The 18,632-nt window shown below is 67.7% G+C and carries 16 protein-coding genes; 3 read left to right on the top strand and 13 right to left on the bottom strand.

Annotated features, from left to right (window positions below):
• Window positions 1–70: 70 nt before the first annotated feature.
• Window positions 71–502 carry an Lrp/AsnC family transcriptional regulator gene (locus HNP48_RS11905; protein ID WP_184857154.1) on the bottom strand — a complete coding sequence of 144 codons (432 nt, stop codon included), beginning with the start codon at window positions 500–502 and terminating at the stop codon, window positions 71–73.
• Window positions 503–627: 125 nt separating this feature from the next.
• Here HNP48_RS11905 and ctlX point away from each other — a divergent pair, with 125 nt between their 5' ends.
• A complete protein-coding gene (gene ctlX / locus HNP48_RS11900) occupies window positions 628–1,557 on the top strand; it encodes a citrulline utilization hydrolase CtlX (protein WP_184857153.1) in 930 nt (309 codons plus the stop codon).
• A gap of 26 nt (window positions 1,558–1,583) precedes the next feature.
• Here the strand turns inward: ctlX and HNP48_RS11895 are convergent, their stop codons facing one another.
• From HNP48_RS11895 to uvrA, 4 genes are all read right to left on the bottom strand, one after another.
• On the bottom strand, window positions 1,584–1,928 hold the full coding sequence (locus HNP48_RS11895) for a hypothetical protein (protein WP_184857152.1): 345 nt from the start codon (window positions 1,926–1,928) through the stop codon (window positions 1,584–1,586).
• Between the two features lie 150 nt (window positions 1,929–2,078).
• Complete coding sequence (locus HNP48_RS11890; RefSeq protein WP_184857151.1) at window positions 2,079–2,579, bottom strand: hypothetical protein; 501 nt, start codon at window positions 2,577–2,579, stop codon at window positions 2,079–2,081.
• Window positions 2,580–2,813: 234 nt separating this feature from the next.
• Window positions 2,814–3,527, bottom strand: coding sequence for a hypothetical protein (locus HNP48_RS11885; protein ID WP_184857150.1), 714 nt, complete (start codon window positions 3,525–3,527; stop codon window positions 2,814–2,816).
• A 221-nt stretch (window positions 3,528–3,748) separates the two neighbouring features.
• A complete protein-coding gene (gene uvrA / locus HNP48_RS11880) occupies window positions 3,749–9,625 on the bottom strand; it encodes an excinuclease ABC subunit UvrA (RefSeq protein ID WP_184857149.1) in 5,877 nt (1,958 codons plus the stop codon).
• A 180-nt stretch (window positions 9,626–9,805) separates the two neighbouring features.
• Between uvrA and HNP48_RS11875 the strand changes: the two genes are divergently transcribed.
• Together HNP48_RS11875 and HNP48_RS11870 are read left to right on the top strand one after the other, a co-directional pair.
• Window positions 9,806–10,924, top strand: coding sequence for an ABC transporter substrate-binding protein (locus tag HNP48_RS11875; protein ID WP_184857148.1), 1,119 nt, complete (start codon window positions 9,806–9,808; stop codon window positions 10,922–10,924).
• Window positions 10,925–11,026: 102 nt separating this feature from the next.
• Entirely contained in the window at window positions 11,027–12,154 is a 1,128-nt protein-coding gene (locus tag HNP48_RS11870; RefSeq protein WP_184857147.1) for an ABC transporter substrate-binding protein, read from the top strand.
• A gap of 195 nt (window positions 12,155–12,349) precedes the next feature.
• Here HNP48_RS11870 and HNP48_RS11865 read toward each other — a convergent pair whose 3' ends face one another.
• The 8 genes from HNP48_RS11865 to HNP48_RS11830 all read right to left on the bottom strand — a co-directional run bounded on the left by HNP48_RS11865 (window position 12,350) and on the right by HNP48_RS11830 (window position 18,629).
• Window positions 12,350–12,508, bottom strand: coding sequence for a hypothetical protein (locus tag HNP48_RS11865; protein WP_007858372.1), 159 nt, complete (start codon window positions 12,506–12,508; stop codon window positions 12,350–12,352).
• A gap of 146 nt (window positions 12,509–12,654) precedes the next feature.
• Window positions 12,655–14,325 carry an MFS transporter gene (locus HNP48_RS11860; RefSeq protein ID WP_184857146.1) on the bottom strand — a complete coding sequence of 557 codons (1,671 nt, stop codon included), beginning with the start codon at window positions 14,323–14,325 and terminating at the stop codon, window positions 12,655–12,657.
• Window positions 14,326–14,618: 293 nt separating this feature from the next.
• Complete coding sequence (locus HNP48_RS11855; RefSeq protein WP_184857145.1) at window positions 14,619–15,272, bottom strand: 2-hydroxychromene-2-carboxylate isomerase; 654 nt, start codon at window positions 15,270–15,272, stop codon at window positions 14,619–14,621.
• On the bottom strand, window positions 15,269–15,532 hold the full coding sequence (locus tag HNP48_RS11850) for a DUF1289 domain-containing protein (RefSeq protein ID WP_184857144.1): 264 nt from the start codon (window positions 15,530–15,532) through the stop codon (window positions 15,269–15,271). The genes HNP48_RS11855 and HNP48_RS11850 overlap by 4 nt, the downstream gene beginning before the upstream one ends.
• Window positions 15,529–16,044 (bottom strand): YbaK/EbsC family protein, encoded by a 516-nt coding sequence (locus HNP48_RS11845; RefSeq protein ID WP_184857143.1) that lies wholly within the window; start codon window positions 16,042–16,044, stop codon window positions 15,529–15,531. The genes HNP48_RS11850 and HNP48_RS11845 overlap by 4 nt, the downstream gene beginning before the upstream one ends.
• A gap of 81 nt (window positions 16,045–16,125) precedes the next feature.
• The gene (locus HNP48_RS11840; RefSeq protein ID WP_184857142.1) at window positions 16,126–17,034 is read right to left on the bottom strand and encodes a hydroxymethylglutaryl-CoA lyase; all 909 of its coding nucleotides are present in this window, start codon (window positions 17,032–17,034) and stop codon (window positions 16,126–16,128) included.
• A 27-nt stretch (window positions 17,035–17,061) separates the two neighbouring features.
• The gene (locus HNP48_RS11835; protein WP_184857141.1) at window positions 17,062–17,538 is read right to left on the bottom strand and encodes a DUF3592 domain-containing protein; all 477 of its coding nucleotides are present in this window, start codon (window positions 17,536–17,538) and stop codon (window positions 17,062–17,064) included.
• Window positions 17,539–17,708: 170 nt separating this feature from the next.
• Window positions 17,709–18,629 (bottom strand): glyoxylate/hydroxypyruvate reductase A, encoded by a 921-nt coding sequence (locus tag HNP48_RS11830; RefSeq protein ID WP_184857140.1) that lies wholly within the window; start codon window positions 18,627–18,629, stop codon window positions 17,709–17,711.
• Window positions 18,630–18,632 lie beyond the last annotated feature (3 nt).

Raw genomic sequence — 18,632 nt, 5'->3', positions numbered from 1 at the left:
TCCCCTCTGTTAGGCATGCAGGAAACTCCCTAGCAAGTGTCACGCAGGCGCCTGCCACAGCACCTGCCCCTCAGGCCTTGTAGGTGGACAAGAGGATGCTGGTTTCGGTGTTGGCGATGCCCGGCGTGAGGCGGATGCGGCCCAGCGCCCGGTCGAAGGCCTCCAGGCTTTCGGCGCGCACCTCGGCCACGATGTCCCAGCGGCCGTTGGTGCTGTGCAGGGTGTCCACGGCCGGCTCGCCGCGCAGCGCGCGGATGACCTCGGGCGCGGCATTGCCCTCCACGGCAATGCTCATCCAGGCGCGTATGCGCTGGGGCTCGGAGTCGGGGCGCAGGCGCAGGGTGTAGCCGGTGATGACACCGCTCTCTTCCATCTTGCGCAGGCGGTTCTGCACCGTGCCGCGCGAGACGCGCAGCTTCTGCGCCAGCACGGCCACGGGGGTGCGCGCATCGCTGCGCAGGATGCCGATGATCTGGCGGTCGGTGTCGTCGATATTGCCCATAGTGATTCACTCATCAATCAGATCGCCAATTTTCCACGCATTTTGATCAGGTAGATGGCTTTTCTGTAGCGCGGCCCTTTTCGAGAATTCCAGGGACTCTGACCCTCTTCATCTCTGCCCACTCCATGCCCCAGCCTTCTGCCCAAGCCCCTGCCGCCGTCGCCATGGTGCGCCCGCACCGCTTCCACCCCAACCCCGACACGGCAGCCGACAACGCCTTCCAGTCACAAACAGCCCAGGCGCCCGAGGCCATCGCCCGGCTCGCCCATGCCGAAGTGACGGCCGCCGCGGCCCGGCTGCAGGCCGCGGGGGTGCGTGTGCACCTGTTCGAGGACCTGGGCGAGCGTGACACGCCCGACGCCGTGTTCCCCAACAACTGGTTCTCGACCCATGCGGGCGGCCATGTGGCGATCTATCCGATGTTTGCCGAGAGCCGCCGGCGCGAGCGACGCACCGATGTGATCGAGATGCTCAAGGCCGAGTACCGCGTGCAGGACGTGATCGACTACTCAGGTCTGGAGCCGGACGGCATGTTCCTCGAAGGCACGGGCGCCATGGTGCTCGACCACATCGCGCGCGTGGCCTACACGGCGCAGTCGAACCGCGCCGACCCGGTGGCGCTGGAGCGTTTTTGCACCCACTTCAACTACGAGCCCATGGCCTTTGCCACGGCCGATGCCCAGGGCCTGCCCTGCTACCACACCAATGTGATGCTGTGCGTGGGCACCGATTTCGCGCTGGGCGGCTTTCACCTGATCCGCGACCCCGCACGGCGCCAGGCGGTGCGCGAGCGCCTGGCGGAATCCGGCCGCGCCGTGATCGAACTGAGTGCACAGCAGATCGGCGCGTTCGCGGGCAACGCACTGGAGCTCACGGGAGCGCAAGGCCGGGTACTGGCCCTGTCGGCCCGCGCGGCGGCCAGCCTCAGCGCGGAGCAGAAGGCCGTGATCGAACGCAGCGCCACGCTGCTGCCGCTCGACGTGCCCACCATCGAGCTGGCGGGTGGTTCCGTGCGCTGCATGCTGGCGGGCATCCACCTGGCGCGCCGGGGGTGATGTTGGACAGCCGCCGCGATGGACCTTCAGCGCGGCGGCATCTCGGCGTCCAGCCGCGCATCGCAGCCCACCCCCGCCGCAATCGAGCGCCGGGCCCAGGCACCGATGGCGCGCACCAGCCAGGGGTTGCGCAGTCCGGTCACGCCCCCCGGATCGGACACCATGCCGCACAGGTAGCGGCCTTCGCCATCGCTCCAGCGCAAGGCCGCGCAGGCACCGGTGCGCCGGCGCGACACCAGCACCCCCACCGGGCAGGGCTCGGCCAGGCAGCACAGGCCGCAGCCATTGCAGGGCGCGCCTTCGGCGGGCTTGGGAGGCGCCTCGGGGTGCAGCCACACCACCTGGGCAGACGGGGACGAAGAAGGCGACATGGGACGGCAGGGAACTGGCCACTCCATTGTGACGGTGCCACAGAAAAAAAGAGACCCCGTCCATCTCCAGGATGGGCGGGGCCAATGACCGGTGGGAGCGGACTCGCCGGCCGAGGGGGGAAACAGCAGGTCTGGGGAGGGTGCTTGGCTTCAGCAACCCAGCGGACGGTTGGGGCGCATGGGAATGATGCCGCTGACCTTGAGGGTGTTGCCGGAGCCATCGGTGGCCGAGAGTGTCTTGCTGGAGAGGCGCACCTGGTTGCTGTCGCGTGCGACCACCGTGTCCACGGTATCGCCGTTGCTGTATTCCTTGCCGGCAAAGGTCACGAAGATCTGGTGCAGGCCGGTTGCGTCGGGCCGGTAGCGCACATCGCCAAAGGCGGTTTCGGTCGAACCGACCTTGTTGGCGCCATCGAAGCGGAAGGTGCACAGCTCGGGCACCGAGCCGATGGGGTTTTTCTTGTCGACCTCGGTCAGATTGAGTGCGCCATTGCCGTACACGCCGTTGAGTCCAGGCAGGGTGGCATCCACCACCGTGAGGATGCCCGGCTCGTTGCTGGGCGTGGGATCGTCGTTGTTGCCTCCACCGCAGGCCACCAGCAATGCGCTGGCAGCGGCAAGGGCAGAACAGGTCTTGAAGAGGGAGTTCATGGCAGGCAGCTTTGTCGTGTGAAGGTCAACGCATCGTAGGAGCGGGTTCCCGCAGGCGGCGTGCGCCAACAGCCCTGCCCCTCGTAGGACCCACGCCTACAGGGCAGGCGCACGCACTGCCGCAAAAAAGCCCGCTTTCCATGGGAAAGCGGGCCAAAAACCGGTCGGAGACTGGAGACCGGCCGAGGGGGAAATCGGGCCCCCGGCGCACAGGGGCCGCCTGCGCACCAAAGATCAGCAATTGGCGTTGCGCGTGGCGTGCATCGGAATGATGGCCGTCAGCTTCAGGGTATCGGTCGATCCATCGGTGGCCCCCATGGTCTTGCTGGTGAAGCGCACCAGGTTGCCACTGCGGTCCACCAGGGTGTCGACCGAGTCCAGGCTCGCGTATTCCTTGCCGTTGAAGGTCAGGAAGACGACATACAGGCCCGTGGCCGAGGGGCGGTAGCTGATCTTGCCGAAGGCGGTCGCAACGCCCTGGGCCGCTGCCACGGGTGCTGCGCCGGTGAGCGAAACGGGTGCGGTGATATTGCCCACTACAGCGGCCTGCGTGGTGGACGTGCCGACGATGGCGACAGGCGTGCTGGTCACGTCCACTACCGTATCGGTGGTCGTGGCAGCGGTGGCGGTGGCGCCCACCTTGTCGGCGCCCATGAATTTGTAGGCGCAGGTGGCAGGTTTGCCGCCCATGGCTTCCTGGTAGTACACCTCGGACAGCGTGAGCTGGCCGTTGCCATAGACGCCATTGAGGCTGGGCACGGTGGCATCGGTCACGGTCAGCACACCAGGCTCGGTGCTGGGATCGGGATCCGGCACGACGGCAGCAAGCTCACTGCTGCTGGTGCTGCTGAAGCTGCCGCTGCCTCCACCGCCGCCACCACCGCCACAGGCGGTGAGCAGTACGGATACGAGGGCCAGCGCGATGAGGGATTTGGGATGGGAGGTCATGGCAGTGTGCGGGTAGTTGAAGGGGGTTACGGGCTTTTGGGCTTGGCGCCTTTGCGCCGTAACCCATGAAACGAAGAGTAGGTTTTTGCCCTTCCTCGCCACGTGCGCCGAGTTCCGCGCCTGCCGTAGGACGTTTCCCAACCCCCACGTGGGTCGCCCTGCCAGCCCCCTGTCCCCGCCCTGCCTGCCGTACAGAGCGGAGATTCCTGTCCCGTACCGCGTCAGCGCGCCAGCACTGGCGCCAGCGCCACCCCCGTGTGCGTGCCCTGCTTCACCACCTCCTCCGGTGTGGCGGCGGCCACGATCCGCCCCCCGGCCTTGCCCCCTTCGGGCCCCAGGTCGATGATCCAGTCGGCCTCGGCGATCACGTCCAGGTCGTGCTCGATCACCACCACGCTGTGGCCGCCATCGACCAGGCGGTGCAGCACGCGGATGAGCTTGTCCACATCGGCCATGTGCAGGCCCACGGTGGGCTCGTCGAGCACATAGAGCGTGTGCGGCGCCTTCTGGCCGCGGCGGCCCACCTCGTCGCGCACCTTGGTGAGCTCGGTCACGAGCTTGATGCGCTGCGCCTCGCCGCCCGAGAGCGTGGGCGAGGGCTGGCCCAGCGTGAGGTAGCCCAGGCCCACGTCCTTAAGCAGCTGCAGCGGGTGTGCGATGGAGGGCATGGAGGCGAAGAAGTCCACGGCCTCGTCCACCTCCATCTGCAGAACGTCGCCGATGCTCTTGCCGCGCCAGGTCACGGCCAGCGTCTCGGGGTTGAAACGCGCGCCGTGGCAGGCCTCGCAGGGCACCTTCACGTCGGGCAAAAAGCTCATGGCGATGGTGCGGATGCCCTGCCCTTCGCAGCTCGGGCAGCGGCCCTCGCCGGTGTTGAAGCTGAAGCGCCCGGCCGCATAGCCGCGCGCCTTGGCCTCCAGCGTCTCGGAAAAAAGCTTGCGGATGGTGTCCCAGAAGCCGATGTAGGTGGCGGGGCAGGAGCGCGGCGTCTTGCCGATGGGCGTCTGGTCCACTTCGAGCACGCGGTCGATGGACTCGAAGCCCGCCAGGCCTGTGCAGCCCACGAGCGGCGGGGCCTTGCCCGCGTCCATGGCATCGCGCCCGGCCTTGGTAGAGCGCTGCTGCACCCAGGCCTGCACGTTGTGCAGCAGCACATCGCGGGCCAGCGTGGACTTGCCCGAGCCGCTCACGCCCGTCACCGCCACCAGGCGGTGCAGCGGCACGGTGGCCGTCACGTCCTGCAGGTTGTGCAGGTGCGCGCCGTACACCGTGAGCCAGCGCATCGCGGCGCGGGCCTTGGCTTCGGCCAGCGCTTCGGCACCGAGTGCGGCCGCCGCCGCTGCACGCTTTTTCGCGGCGGCGCTCTGACGCCCTGCGGGGGCCTCTGCGGGCTCGGCCAACGCCAGGTCCTCGGCGCTCAGCTCGCCCGGCTGCATGCTGCGGCGCAGCTGCAGCGGGTGCTTCATGGCGTGCAGCAGGTAGCGGCCGGTCTGCGAATCCTCCGTGGCCGTGAGGTCGGCCACGCTGCCCTGCGCTACCAGGCGGCCGCCGCGCTTGCCGGCGCTCGGGCCGATGTCGATGATGTGGTCGGCACGGCGGATGGTGTCCTCGTCGTGCTCCACCACCACCAGGGTGTTGCCCTTGTCGCCGAGCTTGTGCAGGGCGTTGAGCAAGATCTGGTTGTCGCGCGCATGCAGGCCGATGGTGGGCTCGTCGAGCACGTAGCACACGCCTTGCAGGTTGCTGCCCAGCTGCGCCGCCAGGCGGATGCGCTGCGCCTCGCCGCCCGAGAGCGTGGGCGCGCCGCGGTCCAGTGTGAGGTAGCCCAGGCCCACTTCCTCCAGGAATTCGAGCCGGCTCTTGATTTCGGGCACCAGGTCGCGCGCGATATCGGCCTCGCGCGCCGTCATGCCGCCCTCGTCCTGCAAGGTCTCGACCCAGCGGCGTACGTCGGTGACGGACAGGGCCGCAATGTCGGTGATGGCCACGCCCGCAAAGCGCACGGCGCGCGCCACGGGGTTCAGGCGCGTGCCCTGGCAGCTGGGGCAGGCGGTGTCGGCCAGGTCCTCGACCTCGGGCTCGGCAAAGGTCTGCTCGCGGCCCTTTTCATTGTCGTCCTGCACCGAATCGTCGAACACCTTGCGCTGGTCCTTGGTGAGCTTGACGCCCGTGCCCACGCAATCGGGGCACCAGCCGTGCTTGCTGTTGTAGCTGAACAGGCGCGGGTCGAGCTCGGCGTACGAGGTGGCGCACACCGGGCAGGCACGCTTGGTCGAAAAGGCCTGCAGCGTGCCGATGGCCGAGGTGGGCTTGCCGGCCAGCATGGCCTCACGCAGGCCTTCCAGGCTGCTGAGCACGTGCACCACGCCCTTACCGTGGGTCAGCGCCTGGGCCAGCGATTCGCGCAGCAGCGCCTCGCCCTCGGCCGACACGTCGATGCTGGCCACGGGCAGCTCGATGGTGTGCTCCTTGAAGCGGTCGATACGCGGGAAGCCCGTGGTGGGCAGGAAGTTGCCGTCCACCCGCAGGTGGGTGAAGCCGCGCGGGCGTGCCCAGTCGGCCAGTTCGGTGTACACGCCCTTGCGGTTCATCACCAGCGGCGCGAGCAGGCCGATGTGCTGGCCGCGGAAGTTGCGCAAGAGCTGCGCGGCAATGCTCTCGGGTGTCTGCGGCTGCACGGCAGCGCCCTCGTTCACGCAGTGCTGGGTGCCGAGCTTGACGTACAAGAGGCGCAGGAAATGCCAGACCTCGGTGGTCGTGCCCACGGTGGACTTGCGCCCGCCGCGCGACAGGCGCTGCTCGATGGCCACGGTGGGCGGGATGCCGTAGACGGCATCCACCTCGGGCCGGCCCGCGGGCTGCACGATGCTGCGCGCATAGGCGTTGAGCGATTCGAGGTAGCGGCGCTGCCCTTCGTTGAACAAAATGTCGAAGGCCAGCGTGGACTTGCCCGAGCCACTGACGCCGGTCACCACGTTGAAACTGCCGCGCGGGATGTCCACGCTCAGGTTCTTGAGGTTGTGCTCCTTGGCGTTGACGATCTCGATGGCGTTCTTGGCCACGTCGGCCTGGTCGGCATGCGCCAGGCGCTGCTGGCGGCGCAGCGTGGCCGCCTTCTCGTGCACCGAATGGCCACCCTCGCCCAGGGCCAGCTCGTAGTCGCGCAGGGCCTGGCCGGTGTGCGAGCTGGCGTGCTGGCGCACGTCCTCGGGCGTGCCTTCGGCCACCACCAGGCCGCCGCCGTCGCCGCCCTCGGGGCCCAGGTCGATGAGCCAGTCGCTGGCGCGGATCACGTCCAGGTTGTGCTCGATCACGATCAGCGAGTGCCCCGCATCGATGAGCTTGCGCAGCGCGCGCATGAGCTTGGCGATGTCGTCGAAGTGCAGGCCCGTGGTCGGCTCGTCGAACAGGAACAGCGTGCCCTTGCGCGCCACGGCCTGGCGCGACTTGGCGGCCGTGCGCGCGGCCTCGGCCAAGAAGCCCGCGAGCTTGAGGCGCTGCGCCTCGCCACCCGAGAGCGTGGGCACGGGCTGGCCCAGGGCCACGTATTCGAGCCCCACGTCCACGATGGGCTGCAGCGCGCGGATCACGTCGCGGTCGCTGGCGAACAGGTCGGCCGCCTCGGCCACGGTGAGGGCCAGCACGTCGGCCACGTTGAGCGTGCGGCCGCCGCGCTCGATGCTGATCTCCAGGATCTCGGGGCGGTAGCGCTTGCCATCGCAATCGGGGCAGCGCAGGTACACGTCGGACAGGAACTGCATCTCCACATGCTCGAAGCCCGATCCGCCGCAGGTCGGGCAGCGCCCGTCGCCGCTATTGAAGCTGAACTTGGCCGCCGTGTAGCTGCGCTGCTTGGCCAGCGGTGCCACGGCGAAGAGTTCACGGATGCTGTCCCACGCACCCACGTAGCTCACGGGGTTGGAACGCGCCGTCTTTCCGATGGGCGACTGGTCCACGAAAACCACGTCCGACAGGTGGTCCGCGCCCAGCATGCGGTCGTGCGCGCCCGGCGAATCCGTGGCCTTGCCGAAGTGGCGCAGCAGCGCCGGGGCCAGCACGTCCTGCACCAGGCTCGATTTGCCCGAACCGCTGACACCGGTCACCGTGACCAGGCGCTGCAGCGGGAACTCCACCGACACGTCGCGCAGGTTGTGCTCGCGCGCGCCTTCAAGGACCAGGCGCGGCGTGGCCTCGGTCACCATGCGCTTGAAGCCGAAGCCCACGTGCTTGCGCCCGCTCAGGTAGGCACCGGTGAGTGTGTCGGCCTGGCGCAGGTCGGCCGTGGTGCCGTCGAAGGCGATCTGCCCGCCCAGGCGGCCCGGGCCAGGGCCCATGTCGATCATGCGGTCGGCCGCCAGCATCACGGCCGGGTCGTGCTCCACCACCACCAGGGTGTTGCCGGCATCGCGCAGGCGCAGCATGGCCTCGGTGATGCGGTGCATGTCGCGCGGGTGCAGGCCGATGCTGGGCTCGTCGAGCACGAACAAGGTGTTGACCAGCGAGGTGCCCAGCGCCGTGGTCAGGTTGATGCGCTGCACCTCGCCGCCGCTCAGGGTGCGGCTTTGCCGGTCCAGCGTGAGGTAGCCGATGCCCACATCGCACAGGTATTTCAGGCGCGTGGTGATCTCCTCGAACAGCAGCTTCAGGGCCTGGGCCTCGCCTTCATTGCCCTGCGCACCCTCGGCCGCGAAGTCCATGCGGTCGAAGAAGCGGCGCAGCCGGTCGATGGGCAGCAGCATCAGGTCGTGCAGGCACAGGCCGGGCAGGGCTTCGAGCTGGGCACGGCTCCACTGCACGCCCTCGGGCAGGAAGCGTTGGCCGGGTTCAAGCACGGCGTCCGCCGCGTCCTTGCTGCCGATGCGCCACTGCAGGCTCTCGGTCTTGAGGCGCGCACCGGCGCAGGTGGGGCATGGCGTGTAGCTGCGGTACTTGGACAGCAGCACGCGGATGTGCATCTTGTAGGCCTTGCTCTCCAGGTACTCGAAGAAGCGCTTGATGCCGTACCACTGCTTGCTCCACTGCCCTTCCTTGTAGCCGGGCGCGCCGCCGATGACCCACTTCTTCTGCTCCTCGGTGAGCTTGTTCCAGGGCGTGTCGCGCGGGATGCCGGCGGTCTCGGCGTGGCGCATGAGGTCGTCCTGCGCCTCCTTCCAGGCCGGGGTCTGGATGGTCTTGATGGCACCGGCACGCAGGGTGAGTTTGTCGTTGGGGATGACCAGGCCGTAGTCCACCCCGATCACGCGGCCGAAGCCGCGGCAGGTCTCGCAGGCGCCCACGGCGGAGTTGAACGAGAACATCGAGGGGATGGGCTCGCTGTAGCGCAGGTCGCTGTCGGGGCAGTGCAGGCCGGTGGAAAAGCGCCACAGTTCGGGCTCGGCCTCAGGGGCATCGGCCATGCGGTAGACATTGAGCCGGCCCGTGCCGCGCTTCAAGGCCACTTCGATGGCCTCGATCACGCGCGCCTTCTCGGCATTGCCCAGGCGGAAGCGGTCGGCCACCACGTCCAGCAGTTTGCGCGGGCCGGTGGGCGTGGCCACCTCGCGCTCGGCCTGCACCTTGGTGAAGCCGCTGGCCGACAGCCACTGCTCGACCTGCTCGGCCGAGGTGTTGGCGGGCAGCTCCACGGGGAAGGTGAGCACGATGCGCGGGTCGCCCCCTTCGGCGCAGCGGCGCTGCAGTTCGGCGTAGATGGTCTCGGGCGAATCGTGGCGCACCGGCTGGGCGGTCTCGCGGTCGAACAGCTGGCCGGCGCGCGCGAACAGCAATTTGAGGTGGTCGTTGAGCTCGGTCATCGTGCCCACCGTGGAGCGCGAGCTGCGCACCGGGTTGGTCTGGTCGATGGCGATGGCCGGCGGCACGCCTTCCACCTTGTCCACAGCCGGCTTGTCCATGCGGTCCAGGAACTGGCGCGCATAGGCACTGAAGGTCTCTACATAGCGGCGCTGGCCTTCGGCGTACAGCGTGTCGAACACCAGGCTGGACTTGCCCGAGCCGCTGGGGCCCGTGACCACCGTGAGCTCCCCGGTGCGGATGTCCAGATCCAGGTTCTTGAGGTTGTGCTGGCGTGCGCCGCGGATACGGATCAGTCCCTGCGTCATGGATGCGGTCTTTCAAGGTGAGGCGGAACATTCTAGGCAGGGCCATCGCTCCCGTCCGGCCCCCTTGCAATACCCCCAGGCCTGACATCTGCTGACAAGTCCTGTCAGTGTGTCGGGTTATGCCAATCCGCCAGGCGCGGACATCTCTTAGAGTAACCACACAATTCCAAGGAGACGACCATGAACACCACATGGACACAATGGGGGGCCACGGCCGTCCTGGCTGCCGCGCTGTGCGGCACGGGCCAGGCACAGATCCTGATCGGCCAGACGGCGGGCTATTCGGGCACGGTGGCAGCGGGGGTCAAGGAAACGGCCGACGGCGCCATGCTGTTCATCGATGCCGTCAACGCCAAGGGCGGCGTCAACGGCCAGAAGATCGAGATCGTCTCGATGGACGACAAGTTCGACCCCAAGCTGGCCGCCGAGAACGCGCGCAAGCTGATCGAGGAAAAGAACGTGCTGGCCATGTTCCTCACGCGCGGCACGCCCCACACCGAGGCCATGATCCCCCTGCTGGACAAGCACGGCGTGGCGCTGGTGGGCCCGTCCACCGGTGCCATGGTGCTGCACCAGCCCGTGCGCAAGAACATCTTCAACGTGCGCGCCACCTACCAGCGCGAAGCCGAAAAGGCCATGACCCACCTGGCATCGATGGGCATCACCCGCATCGCCCTGGTTTACGCCGACGACAGCTTCGGTGCCGATGGCCTGGCCGGTGCCCTGAAGGGCCTGGCTGCCAGCAAGCTGACCGCGACCCTGCAGGAAAAGTTCGACCGCGCCAAGCCCGACTTCGCCCCCATCGCCGCCAAGGTGGCCAAGGCCCAGGTGCAGGCCGTGCTGATGATCGCCTCGGGTTCGGCCGTGGTGGACGCGGGCAACGCGATCCGCGGCGCGGGCTCGGCCGCGCAGATCGTGACCCTGTCGAACAACGCTTCCGGTGGCTTCATCAAGAGCCTGGGCGCCAACGCGCGTGGCGTGATCGTCACCCAGGTCTACCCCAATGAGCGGGCCGTGACCTATGGCATGGTCAAGGAGGCCCAGGCGCTGGCCAAGGCCAAGGGCGTGGCCGAGATCAGCCCCGCCATGCTCGAAGGCTTTGCCGCCGCCAAGGTGCTGGTCGAAGGCCTCAAGCGCGCCGGCCCCAAACCCACGCGCGAGAAGATCCAGGTCGCCCTCGAAGGCATCAAGAAGTTCGACCTCGGCGGCCTGGAGCTGAGCTACGGCCCCGACGACCACACCGGCCTGGATTTCGCCGACCTGTCCATCATCGGCACCGACGGCAAGTTCCGCCGCTGAGGCGAAGCGGCGGTTGTCAGGCATGGCCCAGGCAAAGCCCCGGCTACCTTTTGTCACACCTTCGGCCTACACTGTCGCCAGCCACCTACCACCGGGGTCTGTATGAAGTACCTTGCCGCCTTCCCCACCCCCACGGCCTGCGCCCTGCTGGCCCTGCTGGCCCTGGCAGGCCCGGCCCGGGCCCAGATCCTCATCGGCCAGACGGTCGGCGTGACCGGCTCGGCGGCCGCCACGGTGCAGGAGTCGATGAAGGGCGCCTCGCTCTACCTCGACCATGTGAATGCACGCGGCGGCGTGGCCGGGCAGAAGGTCGAGGTCATCACGCTCGACGACAAGTTCGACCCCAAGCTCACGCTGGAGAACACGCGCACGCTGATCGAGCAGAAGGGCGTGATCGGCCTCTTCATGACCCGGGGCACGCCGCACACCCAGGGCATCGTGCCGGTGCTGGAGCAGCACGGTGTGCCACTCATCGGCCCCTCCACCGGCGCCATGGTGCTGCACCAGCCCGTGCTCAAGTACGTGTTCAATGTGCGCGCCACCTACCAGCGCGAGGTGGAAAAGGCCATCACCCACCTCAACACCCTGGGCATCAAGCAGATCGGCGTGGTGCACGTGGACGACACCTTCGGCGCCGACGGGCTGGCAGGGGCCCAGGCGGGCTTCAAGGCCAACCGCATCGATGCCCTGTTCATCGAGAAATTCGACCGCGCCAAGCCCGACTACTCCGCCATCGCCCCGCGCGTGGCGCAAAAGCAGCCGCAGGCGGTGATCTTCATCGGCACCGGCGCGGCCGTGGTGGACGGCATCAAGGCGCTGCGCACCGCGGGCGTCACCGGGCAGATCGTGACCCTGTCGAACAACGCCTCGGGCGGCTTTGTGAAGGCCCTGGGCGAGAGCGCGCGCGGCGTGGTGGTGACGCAGGTCTTCCCCTCCGAGCGTTCGCTGAACTACCCACTGATCAAGGAAGCCATGGACCTGGCCAAGGCCGGTGGCGTGAGCGAACTGACCCCCGCCATGGTCGAGGGCTTCGTGAGCGCCAAGGTGCTGGTCGAAGGCCTCAAGCGCGCCGGCCCCAAGCCCGACCGTGCCAAGCTGCACGCAGGCCTCGAAGGCATACGCAACTGGGACATGGGGGGTTTGACGCTCTCCTTCAGCGCCACCGACCACTCGGGCCTGGATTTCTCCGACCTCTCCATCATCGGTACCGACGGGCGTTTCAAGCGGTAGCTGCCGTTGGCATGGTGCCGCAATTGAGGCCCACAGCCCGAAGGACTGGCGCGGCCAAGGCCAGTGCTCCCGCGCAAGGGCCGCCCCGCCGCGAAGGCGGCGTATCCAGCGCTTGCGCCGGGAGCGTCCCCCTCCCGACTCGCACAGCGAGTCGAGAGAGGGGGAAGGCGCGAAGCGACTCAGGGGGTGCTTTTTTCAATGCGCTGCGCTGGCTCCGGATGCAGGGGCGGCGGGCACGTGCAGGGAGTCGCCGCCATGCTGTTCGCCACCCATGTCCACCTTGTCACCGGCCTTCATGATGACAAACAGCGACAGGGCCGCAAACAGTACGAATCCGACAACGATCTTCCACATGGCTCAAGTCTCCTGAATATTGGATGGGGATAGGGGGTCTGCTTGTTCAACAAAAAGGCCTCGCAGCTCCGCATGGCAGCTGCGAGGCCTTTTTCTGGAACACAGTGCCTGCGGGGGCAGGCACTGGTCGCAGCCGTCTGACGCCGTCAGTCGTTGGCGTAGATGTCCACGTCCTTGGTCTCGCGGATGAACAGCGTGCCGATCACCAGGGTCATGCCCGCGATGATGATGGGGTACCACAGGCCGTTGTACATGTTGCCGGTCTGGGCCACGATGGCGAAGGCCGTGGTGGGCAGCAAGCCACCGAACCAGCCGTTGCCGATGTGGTAGGGCAGGCTCATCGAGGTGTAGCGGATGCGGGTCGGGAACATTTCCACCAGCATGGCGGCGATGGGGCCATAGACCATGGTCACCAGCAGCACCAGCCAGACCAGCAGCACCACCACGAGCACCTTGTTGGTCTTGGCGGGGTCGGCCTTGGCAGGGTAGCCAGCGAGCTTCAGCTCTTCTGTCACTTCCTTCTTGAAGGCAGCGATGGACTTGGCCGATGCTTCGTCGAACTTCAGGTTCACCACATTGCCGGTGGGGGCCTCGATCGTCTTGCTGCCGATCTTGACCACGGCCTTGGAGCCTGCAGGGCCGGCCACGTTGTCGTAGCTCACCGAGTTCTGCACCAGGTAACGCTTGGCGATATCGCAGGAGCTGCGGAAGTCGATCTCACGTGCCACCGGGTTGCCCTGGAAGGAGCACGAGGCAGGGTCGGCAGTCACCACCACGCCGGCCGTGGCCTGGGCCTTGGCCAGGTCGGGGTTGGCGGCTTCGGTCAGTGCCTTGAAGACGGGGAAGTAGGTCACCACGGCCAGCAGGCAGCCGGCCATGATGATGGGCTTGCGGCCGATCTTGTCGGAGAGCGCACCGAACACCACGAAGAAGGGCGTACCGATCAGCAGGGAGGCGGCGATCAGCAGGTTGGCGGTGGTGTTGTCCACCTTGAGCTGCTGCGTCAGGAAGAACAGCGCGTAGAACTGGCCCGAGTACCAGACCACGGCCTGGCCGGCGGTCAGGCCCACCAGCGCCAGGATCACGATCTTCAGGTTCTTCCACTGGCCGAAGGACTCGGACAGGGGGGCCTTGGAGGTCTTGCCCTCGGCCTTCATCTTCTGGAAGGCAGGCGATTCCGACAGCGACAGGCGGATCCAGACCGAGATGCCCAGCAGCAGGATGGACACCAGGAACGGAATGCGCCAGCCCCAGTCCTGGAACACGGCTTCGCCCAGGCTCAGGCGCACGCCCAGGATCACCAGCAGGCTCAGGAACAGGCCCAGCGTGGCCGTGGTCTGGATCCAGGAGGTGTAGGCACCGCGCTTGCCGTGCGGGGCATGCTCGGCCACGTAGGTGGCGGCACCGCCGTACTCACCGCCCAGCGCCAGGCCCTGCAGCATGCGCAGCGCGATCAGGATGATGGGCGCCGCCACGCCGATGGTGGCGTAGCTGGGCAGCAGGCCGACGATGAAGGTCGCCAGGCCCATGATCAAAATGGTGACCAGGAAGGTGTACTTGCGCCCGATCATGTCGCCCAGGCGGCCGAACACGATGGCACCGAAGGGCCGCACCAGGAAGCCCGCCGCAAACGCCAGCAGCGCGAAGATGAAGGCCGCGCCCGCATCCAGACCGCTGAAGAACTGCTTGGCGATGATGGCTGCCAGCGAGCCGTAGAGGTAAAAGTCGTACCACTCGAAAACGGTACCGAGCGACGAAGCGAAGATCACCTTCTTCTCTTCGGCGGTCATCGGCCGCGGTGCGGGATGGGTTGCCATGGTTTGTCTCCTGTGTGATGTATTCAGACCGCACCTCTGGTACGGCTGCCCACATTCTTGGAGATGGCACTGACCACGCTCTGACGCGAAACCAACACGGCCTTGCACCAAACTGACCGCGCTCTGACAACTTAGGGTGAAACCCTTGGGGCCGCTTTCAGGATGCGAGAAGGCACGCGCACCTGCTGGTGTTTACCCCAACAGGTCGGTGGGTGCGCCGTCAGGAAGCCCCCTCCGGCGCCCAGGCGAAAGCGGCAGATTTTTGGCGCACAGACCCGCGCAAAAAGGGGATGTCAGCCCTTGGCTGCCAGGCCCGACGGCACAGCGCTCACCCCGTCCCAGCCGGGCCCGTCGAACCACGCATCACCATCAAGGTAAGCGCGCAGCATGGGCAGGCCGTCGAGCCCCCAGAACAGCTTGCCGTCCACCTCGAAGGCCGGCACACCGAACACGCCCGCCGCCTGCGCGGCCTCGGTGTTGGCGCGCAGCAGGGCCTTGGGGCCCTCGCTGGCGATGTCCTGGCCGGGCCGCAATTGCTCCGCCAGGGCGGCGGCCAGATCGGCCATGCGTGCGGGGTCCAGAGCGTCCTGCCCGCCCTGCCACACATGGCGCAGCACGGTGCCGGCCACGTAGCGGTTGATGTGGCCATCGTCGCTGCAGGCCAGCGCCTGGCGCAGCAGCGGCAGCGGGTTGAACGGGTGACGCGCCGGCATCTGCAGGGCAATGCCGTGGGCATGGCCGAGCCAGGTCACATGGCGGTAGGTCCAGTCGCGCTTGGGGGCGATGCCGGCCGGGCCCGGGTTGGCATGCTGGGCCAGCAGGGCACCCAGCAGCACGGGCTTGTAGGCCACGCTGTAGCTCAGCCCTTCGAGCACCTCGGGCAGGCGCTCGAAGGCCAGCCAGGCATAGGGTGAGATGAAGTCCAGGTAGAAGGTGATGCGTTTCATGGCGATGCCTCGGGGTGGACGACGATGCCTGCACGGTCCAGCAGCTGCGCCCAGATGGCGCGGCGCACGGTGCTGTCGGCAGTGCTCCAGATGCGGATGTCATCGAGCGTGCGAAAGCAGCCTTCGCAGTGGCTGCGGTCGGGGGACATGCGGCACACCGAGATGCAGGGCGAGGGCACGGGATCCGCGCTGCCGGCATCGAAGTGCCCGGCCGCACCAATCTGGCGGGCGCGTTCGGCCAGCAACTCGACAGGGTTCATGCGGCAGCCGGTGGAGCAGGCTCCTGCACCACGTCCACCACGGGCGCGCCTGTCAGGCGCGTGAGGTCGTTCGGGTGCAGCGGGAACACGCTGTGCGGATGCCCGGCCGCAGCCCACACCACATCGAAGCGCAGCAGGTCGCGGTCGATCAGGGTGACGGGCGGCGTGGCATGCGCCAGCGGCGACACGCCGCCGATGGAAAAGCCGGTGCGCGCCTTGACGAACTCGGCATCGGCGCGGCCGACCTTGCCCACATGGGCCTCGACCTTCTTCTCGTCCACACGCCGGTCGCCCGAGGTCACGACCAACACGGCCACATCGTCGCTCTTGCGCCGGAAGATGATGCTCTTGGCCACCTGGCCGACGAGAATGCCCAGCGCATCGGCCGCCTGCTGCGCCGTGCGCGCCGCATCGTCGAGCATCTGCGGCATGTGGGGATGGCCCTGCGCCTGCAGCGCCGCTGCCACCCGTTGCACGCCTTCCGGCAAGTTCTTCAGTTCCGCTCCGCACATATCCAAAATCCCGCACTGGTCATGGTGGGGCCGCACCTTGCAGCCCCAGGTGCGCCATTGTCGGGCTTTCGCCCCGGGGGGTCAGCCCGCGCGCTTGGTGATCAGCGCATTGGCCGCGCGCGAGTTGGGCTTGCGCACCAGGAAATCGCTGATGTAGGCGCCCGCATCGATGAGCTTGTCGAGGTCGATGCCGGTGTCGATGCCCATGCCCTGCAGCATGTAGACCACGTCCTCGGTGGCCACATTGCCCGTGGCGCCCTTGGCATAGGGGCAGCCGCCCAGGCCCGCGACCGATGTGTCGTACTGCCACACGCCCATCTCCAGCGTGGCCAGGGTGTTGGCCAGGGCCTGGCCGTAGGTGTCGTGGAAGTGGCCCGAGACATCGTCGATGCCGTAGTGCTGCAGCGTGGCCTCCATGGCGCGCTGCACCTTGCGCGGCGTGCCCACGCCGATGGTGTCGGCCACGCCCACGTGCTGCACGCCGATGCCCTTCATCAGCCCGGCCAGGTAGGCCACGCGCTCGGGTGCGATCTCGCCCTCATAAGGGCAGCCCACGGTGCAGCTCATGGCGCCGCGCACATGGATGCCGGCCGCGCGCGCGGCCTCCACCACGGGTGCGAAGCGCTCGATGCTCTCGGCAATGGAGCAGTTGATGTTCTTCTGGCTGAAGGCCTCGCTGGCCGAGCCGAACACCACGATCTCATCGGGCTTGTCGAGCACCGCCGCCTCGTAGCCCTTGAGGTTGGGCGTGAGCACCGAGTAGACGATGCCCGCCTGGCGCGCAATGCCGGACATGACCTCGTGGTTGTCGGCCATCTGCGGCACCCACTTGGGCGAGACATAGCTCGTGACCTCTATGTTCTTCAACCCCGCGTCCTGCAGGCGGTGCACCAGGCCGATCTTGATTTCGGCGGGCACGGGGGATTTCTCGTTCTGCAGTCCGTCGCGCGGGCCCACGTCGACGAGTTTGACTCGGGAAGGGATGCTCATGGGGATGTCTCCAATGGGAAGAGGTGTTCAGGCCCCGGGGGCGGCCATCGCCGGCCTGGGCCGAAAGCGCAGCAGCAGTCCGCCCACGGCCATGCCGACCAGTCCGGCCAGCAACAGGCCGACACCGATCAGGCCTTTGATCCAGCGGGAGCTGCCGATCTCGGCCTGCGAGGGGTCCCGGGACGGATAGCGGACCGTGACGGATTCACCGACAGAATGCTGGGCCTGCAGGCGCCGCAGCACGGGATCGGTGACGCGCAGGGTCTGGCCTTCATGGGTGGTGAACTCCACCATGCTCTGGCTGCCATGGGCCGTGCGGCCCATCGTGCCCGACGTGCCCGGCACCAAGGCCACGACACGCCCCGGGGCCGAACGCATGTCGCCCACCAGGTTCAGGCTGGAGGCCAGCAGCCAGGCTGCGCCCAGGGCTGTCAGGGCCCCAGGGACGAGCAAGACCCAGCCCAGCAGGCCGAGGAAATGGCGAAGCGAGAAAGTAGAGGCCATTTCAGTTGCCCATAGCGCTGCGCGCCACCCGCATCGCATGCAACTGGCACGACCAAGGCCAGTGCCCCCGTGCAAGGGCCGCCCCGCCGCACCGGGGGCGTCCCCCTCCCAGATTGCGAAGCAATATGAGAGAGGGGGAAGGCGCGAAGCAACTCAGGGGGTGTTTCATTTCAATATCCACGCCCGGGGTCCACCACGCCGGCGACCGGCTCGCCGCGCTGCAGCGCAAGCATCTTGCGCGCAATCTGCGCAATGCTCTCCTCGCGCAACGTGCGCGCGGAGGTGTGCGGCGTGGCCACGATGCGCGGGTGGTTCCAGAAGGGATGGCCGGCGGGCAAGGGCTCCTGGCGGAACACGTCGAGCGTGGCGCCGGCCACATGGCCGCTGTCGATGAGGGCCAGCAGGTCTTCTTCCACCAGGTGTGCTCCGCGCGCCACGTTGACCACATAGGCACCCGGCTGCAGGCGCGAGAGGGTCTCGCGGTTCATGATGTCCTGGGTATCGGGCGTGAGTGGCAGCAGGTTCACCAGCACGCGGCTGGCAGCCAGGAAGTCGTGGAACCCGTCGGTACCACTGTACCCGCGCACGCCCTCGATGGCCTTGGGCGAGCGGCTCCAGCCATTGACCGGGAAGTCGAACTGCGTGAGCGCGCGCGCCACGCGTTCGCCCAGCACGCCGAGCCCCATCACACCGACCCGGAACTCGCTGCGCAGGCGCGGCTTGCGGTAGCCCCAGCGGCCAGCCTGCATGTCGGCCTCGTAGGCGTCAAACTCACGGAAGTGGCGGATCACGGCGTGGCACACGTACTCGGCCATCTGCACGGCCATGCCGGCATCGTCCAGACGCACCACGCGCATGCCCGCAGGCAGGCGCAGCTTGAGCAATGCATCCACGCCCGCGCCGATGTTGAACAGCGCCTGGAGCGCTGCTTGTTCGTCCACGAACTGCTGGGGCGGGGCCCAGACGACGGCGTAGTCGGCCTGGGGCGCGCCCGGTTGCCAGACGGAAATGGTGGCATCGGGCAGGGCCGCCTGCAGGCCCTGGAGCCAGGGCTCGGCCTTGGTATCGGTACAGCAAAAGGTGATGTTCATGCT

The sequence above is a fragment of the Acidovorax soli genome (assembly GCF_014207955.1).
Classification (GTDB): domain Bacteria; phylum Pseudomonadota; class Gammaproteobacteria; order Burkholderiales; family Burkholderiaceae_C; genus Acidovorax; species Acidovorax soli_A.
This window is presented reverse-complemented; position numbering and strand designations above follow the sequence as displayed.

What these genes read in the sequence shown, in the direction of transcription:
- HNP48_RS11905 (WP_184857154.1), bottom strand. Translation starts at nt 502, where the DNA reads ATGGGCAATATCGACGACACCGACCGCCAGATCATCGGCATCCTGCGC.
- ctlX (WP_184857153.1), top strand. Translation starts at nt 628, where the DNA reads ATGCCCCAGCCTTCTGCCCAAGCCCCTGCCGCCGTCGCCATGGTGCGC.
- HNP48_RS11895 (WP_184857152.1), bottom strand. Translation starts at nt 1,928, where the DNA reads ATGTCGCCTTCTTCGTCCCCGTCTGCCCAGGTGGTGTGGCTGCACCCC.
- HNP48_RS11890 (WP_184857151.1), bottom strand. Translation starts at nt 2,579, where the DNA reads ATGAACTCCCTCTTCAAGACCTGTTCTGCCCTTGCCGCTGCCAGCGCA.
- HNP48_RS11885 (WP_184857150.1), bottom strand. Translation starts at nt 3,527, where the DNA reads ATGACCTCCCATCCCAAATCCCTCATCGCGCTGGCCCTCGTATCCGTA.
- uvrA (WP_184857149.1), bottom strand. Translation starts at nt 9,625, where the DNA reads ATGACGCAGGGACTGATCCGTATCCGCGGCGCACGCCAGCACAACCTC.
- HNP48_RS11875 (WP_184857148.1), top strand. Translation starts at nt 9,806, where the DNA reads ATGAACACCACATGGACACAATGGGGGGCCACGGCCGTCCTGGCTGCC.
- HNP48_RS11870 (WP_184857147.1), top strand. Translation starts at nt 11,027, where the DNA reads ATGAAGTACCTTGCCGCCTTCCCCACCCCCACGGCCTGCGCCCTGCTG.
- HNP48_RS11865 (WP_007858372.1), bottom strand. Translation starts at nt 12,508, where the DNA reads ATGTGGAAGATCGTTGTCGGATTCGTACTGTTTGCGGCCCTGTCGCTG.
- HNP48_RS11860 (WP_184857146.1), bottom strand. Translation starts at nt 14,325, where the DNA reads ATGGCAACCCATCCCGCACCGCGGCCGATGACCGCCGAAGAGAAGAAG.
- HNP48_RS11855 (WP_184857145.1), bottom strand. Translation starts at nt 15,272, where the DNA reads ATGAAACGCATCACCTTCTACCTGGACTTCATCTCACCCTATGCCTGG.
- HNP48_RS11850 (WP_184857144.1), bottom strand. Translation starts at nt 15,532, where the DNA reads ATGAACCCTGTCGAGTTGCTGGCCGAACGCGCCCGCCAGATTGGTGCG.
- HNP48_RS11845 (WP_184857143.1), bottom strand. Translation starts at nt 16,044, where the DNA reads ATGTGCGGAGCGGAACTGAAGAACTTGCCGGAAGGCGTGCAACGGGTG.
- HNP48_RS11840 (WP_184857142.1), bottom strand. Translation starts at nt 17,034, where the DNA reads ATGAGCATCCCTTCCCGAGTCAAACTCGTCGACGTGGGCCCGCGCGAC.
- HNP48_RS11835 (WP_184857141.1), bottom strand. Translation starts at nt 17,538, where the DNA reads ATGGCCTCTACTTTCTCGCTTCGCCATTTCCTCGGCCTGCTGGGCTGG.
- HNP48_RS11830 (WP_184857140.1), bottom strand. Translation starts at nt 18,629, where the DNA reads ATGAACATCACCTTTTGCTGTACCGATACCAAGGCCGAGCCCTGGCTC.